The sequence below is a fragment of the Brachybacterium sp. Z12 genome, from assembly GCF_014400405.1.
GTDB lineage: Bacteria > Actinomycetota > Actinomycetes > Actinomycetales > Dermabacteraceae > Brachybacterium.
In genome coordinates, this window is record NZ_CP060496.1 from 2,126,782 (window position 1) to 2,141,341 (window position 14,560).

Here is a 14,560-nt window from a genome sequence, read left to right on the forward strand (position 1 = left end):
CCGGTGCCGTACCCTGGCCTGGTGCGTCTCGTCGTTGCCCGTTGCTCTGTCGACTACACCGGTCGGCTCACCGCCCATCTCCCGCTGGCCCCTCGGCTGCTGATCATCAAAGCCGACGGCAGCGTGCTCATCCATTCCGATGGTGGCAGCTACAAGCCCCTGAACTGGATGACCCCTCCGTGCACGCTGTCGACCTCGCGTCGCAGTGATGACGAGGCCGCGGCCGATCCCGAAGGAGACTGGATCGAGCAGTGGGATGTGGTCCATGACAAGTCCGGGGACCGCCTGCGGGTGCGCCTGCACGAGGTCTTCGAGGACTCCTCCCATGAGCTCGGCGTGGATCCCGGCCTGCAGAAGGACGGGGTCGAAGCGCATCTCCAGGCGCTGCTCGCGGACAACATCGAGACCCTGGGCGACGGCTGGTCCCTGGTGCGGCGCGAGTACTTCACCGCCATCGGGCCCGTGGACATCCTCGCCCGGGACGAAGAGGGCGGATCGGTCGCGATCGAGATCAAGCGCCGCGGGGAGATCGACGGCGTCGAGCAGCTGACCCGCTATCTCGAGCTCCTCAACCGGGACCCGCTGCTGGCACCCGTGCGGGGGATCTTCGCCGCCCAGGCCATCAAGCCGCAGGCGCGCGTGCTCGCGAAAGACCGCGGCATCGACTGCGTGACGCTGGACTACGACGCCCTGCGCGGCATCGACGACGCCGAGTCCCGCCTGTTCTGACCACTCCGCCGGCCCCGGCGGCCCTCGCGTGACCAGGAGAGACCATGAGCCCCGCCGAGCCCTTCCGCTCCCCCGCCCCCACCGCTGACCTGGCGCTGCGCGGCAGCGCTGTGCTCGAGCAGGGACTGGTCCCCGACGCGCTCCTGCTCATCAGCGGCGAGGACATCATCTGGGCAGGGCCGGCCTCGCAGGCGCCGCCCCATCAGGCCGACGAGCTGATCTCCCATGACGGCATGATCCTCCCGGGCCTGGTGGACCTGCACTGCCACGGAGGCGGCGGAGCCTCGTTCCCCGACGCGACCGGCACCGAGGACATGCTCACCGCGGTCGCGGAGCACCGCCGCCACGGCACCACCAGCCTGGTCGCCTCCCTGGTCACCGCCGACGCCGCGACGCTGCGCTCCCGCGTGGCGGACCTCGCACAGCTCGCGGCCGACGGAGAGATCGCCGCGATCCATCTCGAAGGGCCGTTCATCTCCGTGGAGCGACGGGGCGCCCAGAACCCCGAGCACATCACCGGCGGTGACGCCGACTTCGTGCGCGAGCTCGCTGAGCTGGCCGGAGGCGCTCTGGCCACGATGACGGTGGCCCCCGAGGCCGAGGACGCCGACGCCGTGATCGAGGCTCTCGCCGAGGTCGGGGCGCTGCCGTCCCTCGGCCACACCGACGGCAGCAGCTCGCAGATGACCCATGCGGTGGAGCTGTCCGTCGCCGAGCTGCGGCGGGAGCGCGGCCGGTCCGCCCTACCCACCGCGACCCACCTGTTCAACGGGATGCGACCGATCCATCACCGTGACCCGGGGCCAGCGCTCGCCGCGCTGGACGCCGCGGCCCGCGGTGACCTGGTGGTCGAGGTGATCGCGGACGGCGTCCATCTCGATGCCCGCACCGTCGCGCACGTCTTCGCCCTCGCGGCCGAGGAGAACGTAGTGCTGGTGACCGACGCGATGGCCGCCGCGGGGATGCCCGACGGCCAGTACCGGCTCGGAGCTCTCGACGTCACGGTGGACGCAGGGGTGGCGACGCTCACCGGCGCCGCCGCGATCGCCGGGGGCACCGCGCACCTGCTGGACGTGGTCCGCTTCGCGGTCACCGAGGCGGGAGTGGACCTGGTCCGTGCGGTGCGTGCCGCCTCCTCGGTCCCGGCTGCGGTGCTGGGCATGGAGGACCGGATCGGATCGCTCGCCGCAGGGCGGCGCGCAGATGTGGTGCTCGTCGATGCGCAGCTCGCCGCGGTGCGCGTGCTGCGGGCGGGAGCACCGGTTACGGTCTGACCAGGGTCCGTCCTGCCAGGCGGTCCTCAGTCGGCGTCGCCGAGCACCGTCCCGGTGGGCGCCGCCTCCAGCCAGGAGTTGAGCGCGGCCCCGGAGACCAGATCCACGATCGCACTGATCTCCCGCCCGCCCCGCAGGCTGAACTCGAGCAGGTAGCTGTCCTCCCCGCCCTCGACCTGGGCGGGCAACCGACGACGTGAGACGTCCACGAGGTCGACGCGCCGGATCACCACCTCGGGTCGGACCCGCAGCGAGAACGCCCGAAACCAGCGCAGACGATCATTGCCGAACCGCATCAGCCCGTGCTGCCAGCTGGTTCCGCCCACCAGGCCGCGACGCTGCAGCGTGCATTCGAAGGCACCTCGTCGGCGGGAGACCACCAGCGGGCGGAGCACCAGGAGCAACGCCACCACGACGAAGAGCATCCCGATCCCCAGGATGAGGATCGGGATGCTCAGGTCATTCATGGTCGCGCGTGCGGGTCAGATCCGGGAGTCGCCGGACTCGACGGGCTTCGCGTCATCGACCCCGATGGTGACGACGTCGGAGTCCACCGAGACGAAGCCGCCCTCGACGGACAGCTCCTCGACGTGGCCGTCCTGGGAGATGATCCGCACCGATCCGGTGCCGAGGATCGCCAAGGTCGGCTGCATCTGCGGCAGGATGCCCATCGAGCCGTCCACGGCAGGCACGACCACCTGCGCGGCCTGACCGGTCCAGACAGTGCGATCCGCGGTGACGAAGGTGACCTCGAGGGCACTCACGCGCCGAGCTCCTTGTCGATGCGGTGCTGGTTCTCGAGCACCATGTCGATGCCGCCGACATTGAAGAAGGCGGACTCGGTGATGTGGTCGAACTCGCCGTCGCAGATGCCCTTGAAGCCCTCGATGGTGTCCCGCATCGAGACGTCCGAGCCGTCCACGCCGGTGAACTGCTTGGCGAGGTGGGTGTTCTGCGAGAGGAACTGCTGGATGCGGCGCGCCCGCGAGACGATGACCTTGTCCTCCTCGGACAGCTCATCGACGCCGAGCATCGCGATGATGTCCTGCAGCTCCTTGTTGCGCTGGAGGATCTGCTTCACGCGCACCGCGGTGTCGTAGTGCTCCTGACCGACATAGCGCGGGTCCAGGATCCGCGAGGTGGAGGTCAGGGGGTCGATCGCCGGGTACAGACCGCGCGAGGCGATCTCACGGGAGAGCTCCGTGGTGGCGTCGAGGTGGGCGAAGGTGGTCGCCGGGGCCGGGTCGGTGTAGTCGTCCGCCGGGACGTAGATCGCCTGCATAGAGGTGATCGAGTGGCCGCGGGTCGAGGTGATGCGCTCCTGGAGCACACCCATCTCGTCCGCCAGGTTCGGCTGGTAGCCCACTGCCGAGGGCATACGGCCCAGCAGCGTGGAGACCTCGGAGCCGGCCTGGGTGAAGCGGAAGATGTTGTCGATGAACAGCAGCACATCCTGCGCCTGCTCATCGCGGAAGTACTCCGCCATGGTCAGTGCGGACAGCGCCACACGCAGACGGGTGCCCGGCGGCTCGTCCATCTGGCCGAAGACCAGTGCGGTCTTCTCGATGACGCCAGACTCGGTCATCTCCTCGATGAGGTCCCAGCCCTCACGGGTGCGCTCGCCGACGCCGGCGAACACGGAGACGCCGTCGTGGTTGTTGGCCACGCGGTAGATCATCTCCTGGATGAGCACCGTCTTGCCGACGCCCGCACCGCCGAACAGGCCGATCTTTCCGCCCTGGACGTACGGGGTGAGGAGGTCGATCGACTTGATGCCGGTCTCGAACATCGTGGTGGAGGACTCGAGCTGATCGAAGTTCGGGGCCTTGCGGTGGATGGGCCAGCGCTCGGAGACCTCGAGCTCGGCGGCCGGCTTGTTCAGCGGGTTGCCGACCACGTCGAAGACGGTGCCGAGGGTCGCATCGCCGACGGGCACCGAGATCGGGGCGCCGGAGTCGGTGACGGCCTGGCCGCGCACGAGACCGTCGGTGGGCTTCAGCGCGATCGCGCGGACCATGCCGTCACCGAGGTGCTGGGCGGTCTCGAGGGTCAGGGTCGAGGCCTCGAGGCCCGAGCCGGTGTCCTCGATCTCGATGCTGAGGGAGTTGTAGAGCTCCGGGATGTTGCCCGGGGGAACTCGATGTCGACGACGGCGCCGGTGACGCGGGCGACGCGCCCGGTAGCGGTCGCGGTCGGAACGGGGGCAGTGGTGGTCATGTGCGTTCTCTCCATGTCGGGCCGGTGCGCAGGGCGCTGTCGGCCAGGGTCTCAGCGTTCGGTGCGGCCGGATCCCGAGAGAGCATCGGCGCCGCCGACGATCTCCGTGATCTCCTGGGTGATCTCCGCCTGGCGGGCGGAGTTCGCCAGCCGGGTGAACTTGTCGATCTGGGTCTCCGCGTTGTCGGTGGCGGTCTTCATCGCGCGCTGCGTGGAAGCGTGCTCGGAGGCCATCGCCTGCAGCAGGATGTTGATGATGCGGGACTCGATGTACCGCGGCATGAGCTCCTCGACGACCGTGTCGGCGTCGGGGGTGAATTCGTACAGCGGGTACGTCGGCTGGGCATGGCCGGCCTCGGCCTCCACCAGACCCATCGGCACCATCCGGACGGACGTGGTGTGCTGGAGGAAGCGCGACTCGAAGCGAGTGCTGACCACGTACAGCTCATCGAGGTGCACCTCGGGATCCTCGGAGAGGAGATCGGCGGTGAGCACCCCGGAGACCTCGCGGCCGAGATCCGGCAGCTCGTTCTCCTTGTACGGGGTCCACGCCCGGTGCGGGGGCGGTTGCGGAATCGGTAGTAGGACTCGCCCTTGCTGCCGATCACGTACATCACCGGCTCCTTGCCCTCGTCGCGCAACGTGTTCGCGAGCTGCTCGGCAGCACGGATCACGTTGTGCGAGTACGGGCCCGTCATGCCGCGGTCCGCGGTGACCATGAGGACCCCGGCACGGCCGGTCTGCTTCCGCGAGCTGTCCAGGAACGGGTGCTTGATCTCGTCGGAGTGGGTGGCGACCGAGCCGATGGCGCGGGTGAGCGCATCGGCGTACGGCGTCGTCGCCATCACCCGGGCGTGCGCCTTGGCGATGCGCGAGGCCGCGACCATCTCCTTGGCCTTGAAGATCTTCTTCATCCCCTGGGACGAACGGATCTTCTGCTTGTATACCCTCTGCTGGGCTCCCATGTCTCTCCTCGTGCGGCGTGGATGCGTCCTCGGCGGGAGCCGCCGCCCCGGAGGGCGGCGGCATCTCGCATCAGCCGCGGACGATCTGCTCCTGCTCGATCTGACCGGCGTCCATACGGCCGCTCTCGTCGCTGCGGGCGGCGCCCTGCCCCTTGCCGGCGAGGAAGTCCTGCTTGACCTGATCGAGGATGCTCGAGAGCTCCTCCTCGGTCGAGGACTCGAACTTGCCGGTGGTGCGGATCGCCTCGAGCACGCCGCCGTTGTGGCGCAGGTGCTCGAGAAGCTGGGCCTCGAAGTCGCGGACGTCCTCGACCTCGACGTCGTCGAACTTACCCTTGGTACCGGCCCAGATGGAGACGACCTGCTCCTCCATCGGGAACGGGGAGTACTGGGACTGCTTGAGCAGCTCCATCAGGCGGGCGCCACGGCTCAGCTGCTGCTTCGAGGCGGCATCCAGGTCGGAGGCGAACATCGCGAAGGACTCGAGGTCGCGGAACTGGGCGAGATCGATCTTCAGCGTGCCCGAGACGGACTTCATGGCCTTGGTCTGGGCGGAGCCGCCGACGCGAGACACCGAGATGCCGACGTCGACCGCGGGGCGCTGGTTCGAGTTGAACAGGTCAGACTGCAGGAAGCACTGACCGTCCGTGATCGAGATGACGTTGGTCGGGATGTATGCCGAGACGTCGTTGGCCTTGGTCTCGATGATCGGCAGGCCGGTCATCGAACCGCCGCCCAGCTCGTCCGAGAGCTTCGCGCAACGCTCGAGCAGACGCGAGTGCAGGTAGAAGACGTCACCCGGGTAGGCCTCACGGCCCGGCGGGCGGCGCAGCAGCAGCGACACGGCGCGGTAGGCCTCTGCCTGCTTCGAGAGGTCATCGAAGATGATCAGGACGTGCTTGCCCTCGTACATCCAGTGCTGGCCGATCGCCGAGCCGGTGTAGGGCGCGATGTACTTGAAGCCGGCCGGATCGGAGGCCGGGGCGGCGACGATGGTGGTGTACTCCATCGCGCCGTTCTCCTCGAGCGTCGCGCGCACCGAGGCGATGGTCGAGCCCTTCTGGCCGACCGCGACGTAGATGCAGCGCACCTGCTTGTCGGGGTCGCCGGACTCCCAGTTGGCCTTCTGGTTCAGGATCGTGTCGATCCCGATAGCAGTCTTGCCCGTCTGGCGGTCGCCGATGATCAGCTGGCGCTGGCCGCGGCCGATCGGGGTCATCGCGTCGATGGCCTTGAGACCCGTCTGCAGGGGCTCCTTGACCGCCTTGCGCTGCATGACGCCGGGCGCCTGCAGCTCGAGGGCGCGGCGGCCCACGGTCTCGATCTCGCCGAGGCCGTCGATGGGGCGCCGACCGGGTCGACCACGCGGCCGAGGTAGCCGTCACCGACGGGCACGGAGAGCACCTGGCCGGTGCGGCGGACCTGCTGGCCCTCCTCGATGCCGGAGAACTCGCCGAGCACCACGACGCCGATCTCGCGCAGCTCGAGGTTCAGGGCGAGGCCGAGAGTGCCGTCCTCGAAGCGGACCAGCTCGTTGGCCATGACATTCGGCAGGCCCTCGACGCGTGCGATGCCGTCAGCGGCCTCGCTGACACGGCCGATCTCCTCGCGCTCGGTGGCGCCTGCCTGGTAAGTGGACACCGCAGTGTCCAGGGCGTTCCGGATCTCCTCCGGGCTGATCGTGAGCTCCGCCATCTGCTGCTTCGCTTCCTCTCGGTCTCCCCGTCACGGGGATGGTCTGAACAATGCTGGGGACGCCGGGGCGTCGGGTGAGTCAGGCCACGAGCTGCGACCGGGCTCGCGAGAGCCGGGCCAGCACGGTGGCGTCATAGAGGTCGTCGCCGACCTGGATCCGAAGCCCACCCACGACGTCGGGGTCGACCTGGAGGTTCATCTGGACCTCTCGGCCGTAGATACCGGCCAGGACAGCACCGAGTCGGGCTTGCTGCGCCTCGTTGAGCGGAACTGCGCTCGAGACCGAGGCGAAGGCACGCCGACGACGATCGGAGGCGAAGCGAGCGAACTCCTCCACCCGCCGGGCCGGCTTGGTGTCGATGCGCCGTCCGACAGCCCGAGCCGCGAGCGCGACGCTGAGCCGGTGGACGCGGCCGTCCAGCAGAGTGCGCAGAATGATCGCGCGCTGCGAGGGATCCTCCCGTGAGCCGTCGAGGGCGACGGTGAGCTCACCGCTGTCGTCGATCAGGTGGGAGACGTCGAACAGCTCCGCCTCGACCTGTTCGAGGACACCCTCGGACTGCGCCTGCTCCAGCAGGGCGGTGACGCCCAGCAGCTCGAGGGCATCGAGGATGTCCTCCTGCTCGGACCAGCGGCGTCGCATGATCTCGAGGCTCGCCTCGAGGGTCTGCGAACCGACACGGTCGGCGAACAGCGAGCGCACGGTGGCCTCCTTGACCTCGGCCGGGCGGCCGGGATCGGAGAGCGTGCGGACGAGCTGGTTGCTGGAGTCGATGGCGTCGGCCACCGAGAACAGCTCCTGGGCAGCGGGCTCCAGCGCAGTGCGGTCGCCGGCGAAGGCGGCCTCGGTCAGCCGGAGCACCTCGGCGAAGGAGGTGGAGGAGGTTCCTCGCATCACGGTTCCTTATCGGGTGGTGGTCTGGTTCGACTCGAGGTCGTCCAGGAACCGGTCGATCACTCGGCGTGAGCGCTCATCGTCGGTGAGGGACTCGCCGACGATCTTGGACGCCAGGTCGCTCGCGAGCGTCCCGACCTCCCCACGCAGCTCGGTCGAGGCGGCGATCCGCTCGGCGCTCAGCTGCTGACGACCGGAGGCGAGCACACGCTCGTTCTCGCCCTCGGCACGGGTACGGGCCTCGTCGACGATCTTCTGACCGTCGGTGCGGGCCTTCTCGCGGATCGAAGCGGCTTCCTGCCGTGCGGCAGCGAGCTCCTGCTCCTGATCGCTCTTGAGCTGGTCCACCTGCTCCTGGACCTTCTCCGCGTTGCGGATGCCGCCCTCGATCTTCTCGGAGCGCTCGTCCAGCACGGCGTTCATGCGCGGGAGCACGAACTTCGTGAAGACAAGCACGAAGATCAGCAGGAAGATCGCCGACCAGACGATCTCCTGAGGGAGCGGGATGAGCAGCCGCCAACCGGGGACTTCTCCCCTGCTTCTGCCAGAATCATCTGCTCTGCCTCAGAAGATCAGGCCGGTGACGATCGCCAGCAGCGCGAGGATCTCGGTGAAGGCGACGCCGATCAGCATGGTGGTCTGCAGCTGCGAGCGCATCTCGGGCTGACGAGCCTGTGCCTCTGCGGTCTTACCGACCAGGATGCCGAGGCCGATGCCCGGGCCGATCGCTGCGAGGCCGTAGCCGATGGTCGCGATGTTGCCGGACACCTCAGCGAGGATCGTGGGCTCCATGGGGGTTTCCTTTCGTTGTGCCGCGTGGGGGCGACGATCAGGTCTTGGGTCAGGGGGAACCGCTCAGGGACGGCGCACTGGCCGCCCGGTTGAGGCGGGGGTCAGTGTTCGTCGCTCGTGGCGAGCTGGATGTACACGGCGGTCAGCATCGTGAAGATGAAGGCCTGCAGCGCACCGACGAAGATCTCGAAGCCGTAGATGCCGATGGCCATCGCGCCGGCGAAGGGGCTGATCGCGATCAGCCAGTCGCCGGAGAACAGCAACGCGTGGGTCATGCCGATGAACACGACGATCATCATGTGGCCGGCGACCATGTTCGCGAGCAGTCGGATCGTGAGCGAGGCCCAGCGGATCACGACGACCTGCAGCAGCTCGATCGGGATCAGCAGGATGTAGATCGGCCACGGGATCCCGGGGGCATCGTCTCGGACTTGAGATAGCCGAGGAAGCCGTGCTTCTTGATGCCTGCACCGACGTAGGTGACGAAGGTCCACAGCGCCAGCAGGAGCGGCAGGCCGATCACGGAGGTGCCGGCGAGGTTCAGGCCGGGGATCACGCCGGCCAGGTTCATCGACAGGATGAAGAAGAACATCGTGATCAGCATCGGGGCGAAGCGCTTGCCATCCTTGAGGCCGAGCGTGTTCGCGATGATGTTGTTGTTCACGAAGTCGATGACCAGCTCGATGACGCTCTGCACGCGGCCGGGGACCAGCTTGGCCCGCGAGGCGATGATGCACATGGCGATCAGCACGACGGCGAGGACGATGAGTCGCACCAGCTGGACGCGGTTGAACTCGAACCAGGTCCCCTCGAAGAGGAGCGCTTCCGGGAAGAACTCCCCAGCGTGGGGATATGGAAGAAGGAGTCCTCTGCATAGAGTGCGGGACTGAGGTCTGCGGTGTTCAGCTCGATCTCCCAGGTTCGTTCGACCGTCGGGGACGGCCTGGATGGTCATGCCAGATCGAGCTCACTCGCGGTGCGGCCACCGTGCGTACGGCGATGGACGACGCCATGGCGTTCCCGGGTGGTCGATCAGCGCTCGTCTCACTCACGGTTATGTGCCGTGATCAGCGGTCGAGCGCCTCCGGAAGCATAACAGAGACTCATGCTCCGGAGGCTGTGCCCTGCTCCTCCTCAGCGCTCTGATGGGGCTCGACATCGAGGGGCTGGCGGGCGCGGGCCAGCAGCACGGCCTCGACGAGAACCGCGGAGACTGCGCCGACCAGCAGTGCGAGCCCGATCCACGGCATGGAGATGCTCTCGAGGTCCCTCACGGCGATCAGGACGAGGATCACAATGAACATCTTGACGGCCCAGCTGCCGAGCACGGTCGCGGCCATCGAGACTGGAGTCAGCCGCTTCCCCAGGAAGGTGATGCCGACCGTCGGCAGCACCATCACGAGGGTGAGCGCGGAGCCGACCAGGGCGCCCCAGAAGGCTGCGGGTTCGGGGCGCGAAGCTGCGATGACGACGACCACCGCGGCCAGGGCCGCGCCCACCACGAGGGCGAGCAGCGTGGCGCGCTGCATGGCACGGTCGCCCGCGGCGCGTCGAACCTTGCGGGGCGAGACGGGGGTCTCAGGCTGAGAGGACATCGGATTCCTTCCGGTGACGGCCGGAGCGCCATCTGAGGGGGTCGAAGGTGAGCAGGACGGCGATCAGCAGGCCGATCACCCAGAAGAGCACGACGGCACGCATCGAGAGCACCAGCGGGAGCAGCATCCCTACGGAGATGACAACGGTCCAGGTGTACATGATCAGCACGGCCGTGCGCTTGCTGTGGCCGAGGCTGAGGAGCCGGTGGTGCAGGTGCGCCTTGTCGGCGTGGAACGGCGACTTGCCGGAGCCGATGCGCCGGACCACGGCGAGGGCGAAATCGAGGAACGGGATCACCATCACCCCGATCGGCAGCAGGATCGGCAGGAACTGGCCGAAGAAGTCCGCACCCGAGAGCCGGCCGGGGTCGACCTGTCCGGTCACCGCGATCGTGCTCGCGGCCAGGAGCAGCCCGAGCAGCATCGAACCGGAATCGCCCATGAAGATGCGGGCCCGGGTGAGGTTGTGCGGCAGGAAACCCAGACAGGCCCCGATCATCACCGCGGTGAGCAGCGCAGCCAGCGAGGAGTAGTCGGTGGAGGAGGCGCTGCGGGTGAGGGTGTAGGCGTAGAAGAAGAAGGCCGAGCCGCCGATGGCCATCACACCGGCTGCGAGGCCGTCGAGCCCGTCGACGAAGTTCACCGCGTTCATGCTCACCACCACCACGAGCACGGTGAGGATCAGCGCGGTGCGGCCGGACAGCACGGTGACGCCGTTGATCGGGGCGTCACCAGGCTGACCCCCTGCCAGGCCAGCAGCACGGCGGCCAGCACCTGCCCGGCGAGCTTGGTGACCCAGTCCAGATCCCATTTGTCGTCGGCCGCACCGAGCAAGCACACCAGGCCGGCGGCGGCCAGGATCGCCCAGGGCTGGCGGGAGTCCCGGAACAGTCCTTCGAGGAAGGGGATGTTGCTCGCCACGAGCAGGGCGCAGGCGACGCCTGCGAGCATCGCGAGTCCCCCAGGCGCGGGGTGACCGCGTCATGCACGTCCCGGTCCCTCACCGCTGTCATCGCCCCCGCGCGGCGAGCCAGCAGCCGCACCGCCGGAGTCACCAGGTAGGCGACCGCCGCGGCGAGCAGCAGGAGGAAGAGATAGACCCTCACCCGGGCGTGTTCTTCGAGTCGTCCTCCGTCCCGACGTCCGCGGGCGCGCTCTCACCGACCCCTGTCAGCGGGGTCTCGGCGAGCGGCAGCTCAGCGCTCGACGCGGGCTGCTCGGGCTCCGACGGGAGGTCGAGGACGGAGCCGTTCGACGCGACCGCGCCCTGATCTGGCTGTGCCTCGGTCGTGGTGTCGGCGGTGGTGTCGGCCGAGCCCTCGTCGGTGGCCTCCTCCTCGCTCGCCTCAGCGACGTCGAGGATCTTCTCCTCGTCCTCCGCATCCTCGGGCTCCGGCTCGGGTGCGGTGAAGATGTCCCCGACCACCTCGATGATGCGTTCCTTGGACAAAGAGCCCTGGCGGACGATCTCCGCCGGGGTGACGGTGGTGTCCAGGATGGTGGAACCCTCGCCGATGCGGGCTGGTCCGCCGTCGAGGTAGATCGATACGGAATCGCCGAGCTGAGTGGCGGCCTCCAGGACGCTCTGCGCCGCGGGCTTGCCGTGGCGGTTGGCGCTGGAGACGGCGAGCGGGCCGGTGCGGCGCAGCAGCTCGAGCGCGACCTCGTCCTCGGGCATCCGCAGCGCGACCGTGCCGCGGGTGTCCCCGAGGTCCCAGGTGAGCGAGGGCTGCGCGTTGAGAATCAGGGTGAGGGGCCCGGGCCAGAGCTCCTCGGTGAGGTCCTCGACGTAGTCGGGGAGCTCCACGGCGAGGGCCATCAGCACGGCGTGGTCGCCGATCAGGACGGGCGGCGGGGTGTCGCGGCCACGCCCCTTGGCCTCGAGCAGGGCCTCGACGGCATCCGGCGTGAACGCATCGGCGCCGATGCCGTAGACCGTGTCGGTCGGCAGGACGATCAGCTCGCCGTCGCGCACGGCATCGACGGCGGCGGCGAGGGCTTCCTCGCGGGACTCTGGGTTCTGGGTGTCATGCACGCTCACCGTGACAGTCTCTCACTTCCGGGGGTCGGGGCCTCCGGGGCACGACGCGCGATGAGAAAACGATCGCGGCCGGTCAGGTCGGGGGCGGTGGTCAGCAGGTCGAAGCCGCCGTGCTCTGCGGCGGCGGCACGAGCCGCCGCGCCCTGGACATCGGCGTGCTCCATGATCAGCACTCCCCGGGCCGCAGCAGGCGGGCGGACCAGGCGATCACGGCGCGGGGCACTTCGAGTCCGTCCTGGCCGCCGCCGAACAGCGCGCGGTGGGGATCGTGCTCGATGACCTCCGGATCCCGGGGCACGGCGCCGGGCGGGATGTAGGGAGGGTTGGACAGGACGGCGTCGACCGGCGCGGCGGCGGCGAGCTCAGGGATCTCCCCATGAGGTCCGCCTGCAGCACCCGGCCGCGCCCGGGCCCGGCCAGCTCGAGGTTCTCGGCGGTGAGCTCCGCGGCCACCGCGTCGATCTCGACGGACAGCACCCGCGATGCGGGGAGCTCGTCGAGCACCGCGGCGCCGAGGGCTCCGCTGCCCGCGCAGAGGTCGACCACCTGTGCTAGGTCACCGGTGCTGTGCTCGCGCAGCAGGTCGAGCGCGAGCTCGGTCTCGGGCCGGGGATGAAGACCCCGGGCCGCACCGCGAGCATGAGTCGCCGGAAGGGGGCTCGCCCGAGGATCAGCTGCAGGGGTTCGCGCTGCTCACGGCGCGTGGTGAGCTCCTCGAGCCGGGCGGAGAAATCCGCAGGCAGCTCGTCGAGCATCACCAGCGGCCTCTCGGTGCGTGCGGCGCGGGCGATCAGGGCCCGGGCATCGACGCTCGGCGACGCGAGCCCGGCCGCTCCCAGCCGCTGCGTGGTCTCGGACAGGGCGGCGCGCAGGCGATCGCGCAGCTCCGGATCGCGCATCAGGATGCTCCTTCCGGAGTGCCGGCCTGGGCGTCGGTCAGACGTGCTGCGCGTTCTGCATCCCGGGAGGAGGCGATCATCTCCTCGAGATCCCCGGCCAGGACCTGGGAGAGGTTGCCGGCCTTGTAGCCGGTCCGGTGATCGGCGACCCGGGACTCGGGGAAGTTGTAGGTGCGGATGCGCTCGCTGCGGTCGACGGTGCGCACCTGTGAGCGGCGGGCCGCGGAGGACTGCGCCTCCTGCTCGGCGCGGCGTGCGTCCAGCAGCCGGGTGCGCAGGATCCGCATCGCCTGATCACGGTTCTGCAGCTGGCTCTTCTGGTCCTGGCAGGAGACGACCACCCCGGTGGGGAGATGAGTGATGCGCACGGCGGAGTCGGTGGTGTTCACGCTCTGGCCGCCGGGGCCGCTCGAACGGAACACGTCGATGCGGAGGTTCGCGGGCGCCATGGCCTCGGCCAGCAGCTCCGATTCGTCGGTGTCGTCGGCCTCGGGGAGCACCAGCACGCCGACGGCGGAGGTGTGGATCCGGCCCTGCGACTCGGTGACCGGGACGCGCTGGACCCGGTGCACCCCAGCCTCGTGCTTGAGGTGGGCGTAGACGCCGTCGCCGGGACCGCTCACGGTGCGGGACGCGATCGCGACGGTGATGTCCTTGAGCCCGCCGAGATCGGACTCGGCCGAGGTCAGCACCTCCACGCGCCAGCCCTTGGATTCGGCGTAGGCGCGGTACATGCGCAGCATCTCGGCGGCGAAGAGGGCGGACTCCTCTCCTCCCGCGCCGGCCTTGATCTCGAGGATCACGTCCCGGGCGTCGTCGGGATCACGAGGGGCGAGCAGGTCATCGAGGTGCTCGCGCTCGCTCGCCAGACGGGCGGCGAGCTGCTCGGTCTCGGCAGCGAGCTCCTCGTCCTCGTCGTCCAGCTCCATCAGCTCGCGTGCGGTCTCGAGGTCCGCGGCGGTGCTGTCCAGCCGGGCCGCGGCCGAGAGGACGCTCTCCAGCTCCGCATAGCGGCGGCCCACGCGCCGTGCGCGGGCCGGGTCGTCGTGCAGGGCAGGATCGGCCATCGACTCCTGGAGCCGGGAGTGCTCGAGGCGCAGCGGCGCGAGACGGTCACCTTCGTCGTGCGCGCTCATCGGCGCTCCCTCCTCGGCGAGCCGGGCCTTGAGCCCTCACATGCGACGACGCCGGTGCACGCCCGCAGGCGTGCACCGGCGTCGGAGACGTCGATCAGTTCTTCTTGCCGTAGCGGGCCTGGAAGCGCGCGACGCGGCCGCCCGTGTCCAGGATCTTCTGCTTGCCGGTGTAGAAGGGGTGGCACTCGGAGCAGACCTCGGTGCTGATCGCACCGTTCTTCTTGGTGCTGCGGGTGGTGAACGAGTTGCCGCAGGTGCAGGTGACCTGGGTCTCGCCGTATGCGGGGTGGATCTCAGCCTTCATGTCTCTCCTTGCTCGGGG

At 69.2% G+C, this 14,560-nt stretch carries 16 protein-coding genes and 4 pseudogenes; 2 read left to right on the top strand and 18 right to left on the bottom strand.

Annotated elements, in window-relative coordinates; translation table 11 throughout:
- Positions 1-21 precede the first annotated feature (21 nt).
- Together nucS and H3H54_RS11255 are read left to right on the top strand one after the other, a co-directional pair.
- A complete protein-coding gene (nucS, locus tag H3H54_RS11250; protein ID WP_262423961.1) occupies positions 22-729 on the top strand; it encodes an endonuclease NucS in 708 nt (235 codons plus the stop codon).
- Between the two features lie 44 nt (positions 730-773).
- Positions 774-2,003 (top strand): N-acetylglucosamine-6-phosphate deacetylase, encoded by a 1,230-nt coding sequence (locus H3H54_RS11255; protein WP_262423962.1) that lies wholly within the window; start codon positions 774-776, stop codon positions 2,001-2,003.
- 26 nt (positions 2,004-2,029) lie between these two features.
- Here the strand turns inward: H3H54_RS11255 and H3H54_RS11260 are convergent, their stop codons facing one another.
- From H3H54_RS11260 to rpmE, 18 genes and pseudogenes are all read right to left on the bottom strand, one after another.
- Positions 2,030-2,470: a DUF2550 domain-containing protein gene (locus tag H3H54_RS11260; protein ID WP_262423963.1), complete on the bottom strand. Its 441-nt coding sequence runs from the start codon at positions 2,468-2,470 to the stop codon at positions 2,030-2,032.
- Positions 2,471-2,485: 15 nt separating this feature from the next.
- Complete coding sequence (locus tag H3H54_RS11265; RefSeq protein ID WP_262423964.1) at positions 2,486-2,767, bottom strand: F0F1 ATP synthase subunit epsilon; 282 nt, start codon at positions 2,765-2,767, stop codon at positions 2,486-2,488.
- Positions 2,764-4,220, bottom strand: a pseudogene (gene atpD / locus H3H54_RS11270) (F0F1 ATP synthase subunit beta). The gene H3H54_RS11265 and the pseudogene atpD overlap by 4 nt, the downstream one beginning before the upstream one ends.
- 51 nt (positions 4,221-4,271) lie before the next feature.
- Positions 4,272-5,185: pseudogene (locus tag H3H54_RS11275) on the bottom strand (F0F1 ATP synthase subunit gamma).
- Between the two features lie 70 nt (positions 5,186-5,255).
- Positions 5,256-6,880 (bottom strand): annotated as a pseudogene (atpA, locus tag H3H54_RS11280) (F0F1 ATP synthase subunit alpha).
- A 79-nt stretch (positions 6,881-6,959) separates the two neighbouring features.
- Entirely contained in the window at positions 6,960-7,775 is an 816-nt protein-coding gene (locus H3H54_RS11285) for a F0F1 ATP synthase subunit delta (RefSeq protein WP_262423965.1), read from the bottom strand.
- A 9-nt stretch (positions 7,776-7,784) separates the two neighbouring features.
- Positions 7,785-8,231 (bottom strand): F0F1 ATP synthase subunit B, encoded by a 447-nt coding sequence (locus tag H3H54_RS11290; protein WP_262423966.1) that lies wholly within the window; start codon positions 8,229-8,231, stop codon positions 7,785-7,787.
- Between the two features lie 108 nt (positions 8,232-8,339).
- Positions 8,340-8,567, bottom strand: a complete 228-nt coding sequence (gene atpE / locus H3H54_RS11295; RefSeq protein WP_087485484.1) for an ATP synthase F0 subunit C — start codon at positions 8,565-8,567, stop codon at positions 8,340-8,342.
- A 101-nt stretch (positions 8,568-8,668) separates the two neighbouring features.
- Entirely contained in the window at positions 8,669-8,923 is a 255-nt protein-coding gene (locus H3H54_RS11300) for a F0F1 ATP synthase subunit A (protein WP_262423967.1), read from the bottom strand.
- 26 nt (positions 8,924-8,949) lie between these two features.
- Positions 8,950-9,522, bottom strand: a complete 573-nt coding sequence (locus tag H3H54_RS11305) for a F0F1 ATP synthase subunit A (RefSeq protein ID WP_262423968.1) — start codon at positions 9,520-9,522, stop codon at positions 8,950-8,952.
- Positions 9,523-9,670: 148 nt separating this feature from the next.
- Positions 9,671-10,162, bottom strand: a complete 492-nt coding sequence (locus H3H54_RS11310; RefSeq protein WP_262423969.1) for a hypothetical protein — start codon at positions 10,160-10,162, stop codon at positions 9,671-9,673.
- Positions 10,146-11,268, bottom strand: a pseudogene (locus H3H54_RS11315) (MraY family glycosyltransferase). The gene H3H54_RS11310 and the pseudogene H3H54_RS11315 overlap by 17 nt, the downstream one beginning before the upstream one ends.
- Positions 11,265-12,203: an L-threonylcarbamoyladenylate synthase gene (locus H3H54_RS11320; protein ID WP_262423970.1), complete on the bottom strand. Its 939-nt coding sequence runs from the start codon at positions 12,201-12,203 to the stop codon at positions 11,265-11,267. The pseudogene H3H54_RS11315 and the gene H3H54_RS11320 overlap by 4 nt, the downstream one beginning before the upstream one ends.
- Positions 12,200-12,376, bottom strand: a complete 177-nt coding sequence (locus H3H54_RS11325) for a hypothetical protein (protein WP_262423971.1) — start codon at positions 12,374-12,376, stop codon at positions 12,200-12,202. The genes H3H54_RS11320 and H3H54_RS11325 overlap by 4 nt, the downstream gene beginning before the upstream one ends.
- 34 nt (positions 12,377-12,410) lie before the next feature.
- Positions 12,411-12,785 (bottom strand): methyltransferase, encoded by a 375-nt coding sequence (locus H3H54_RS11330; protein WP_316249213.1) that lies wholly within the window; start codon positions 12,783-12,785, stop codon positions 12,411-12,413.
- Complete coding sequence (locus H3H54_RS11335) at positions 12,755-13,102, bottom strand: hypothetical protein (protein WP_262423972.1); 348 nt, start codon at positions 13,100-13,102, stop codon at positions 12,755-12,757. The genes H3H54_RS11330 and H3H54_RS11335 overlap by 31 nt, the downstream gene beginning before the upstream one ends.
- Complete coding sequence (gene prfA / locus H3H54_RS11340) at positions 13,102-14,238, bottom strand: peptide chain release factor 1 (RefSeq protein ID WP_262423973.1); 1,137 nt, start codon at positions 14,236-14,238, stop codon at positions 13,102-13,104. Before prfA ends, H3H54_RS11335 begins: the two co-directional genes overlap by 1 nt.
- A 94-nt stretch (positions 14,239-14,332) precedes the next feature.
- Positions 14,333-14,542 (bottom strand): 50S ribosomal protein L31, encoded by a 210-nt coding sequence (gene rpmE / locus H3H54_RS11345; RefSeq protein ID WP_262426463.1) that lies wholly within the window; start codon positions 14,540-14,542, stop codon positions 14,333-14,335.
- Positions 14,543-14,560 lie beyond the last annotated feature (18 nt).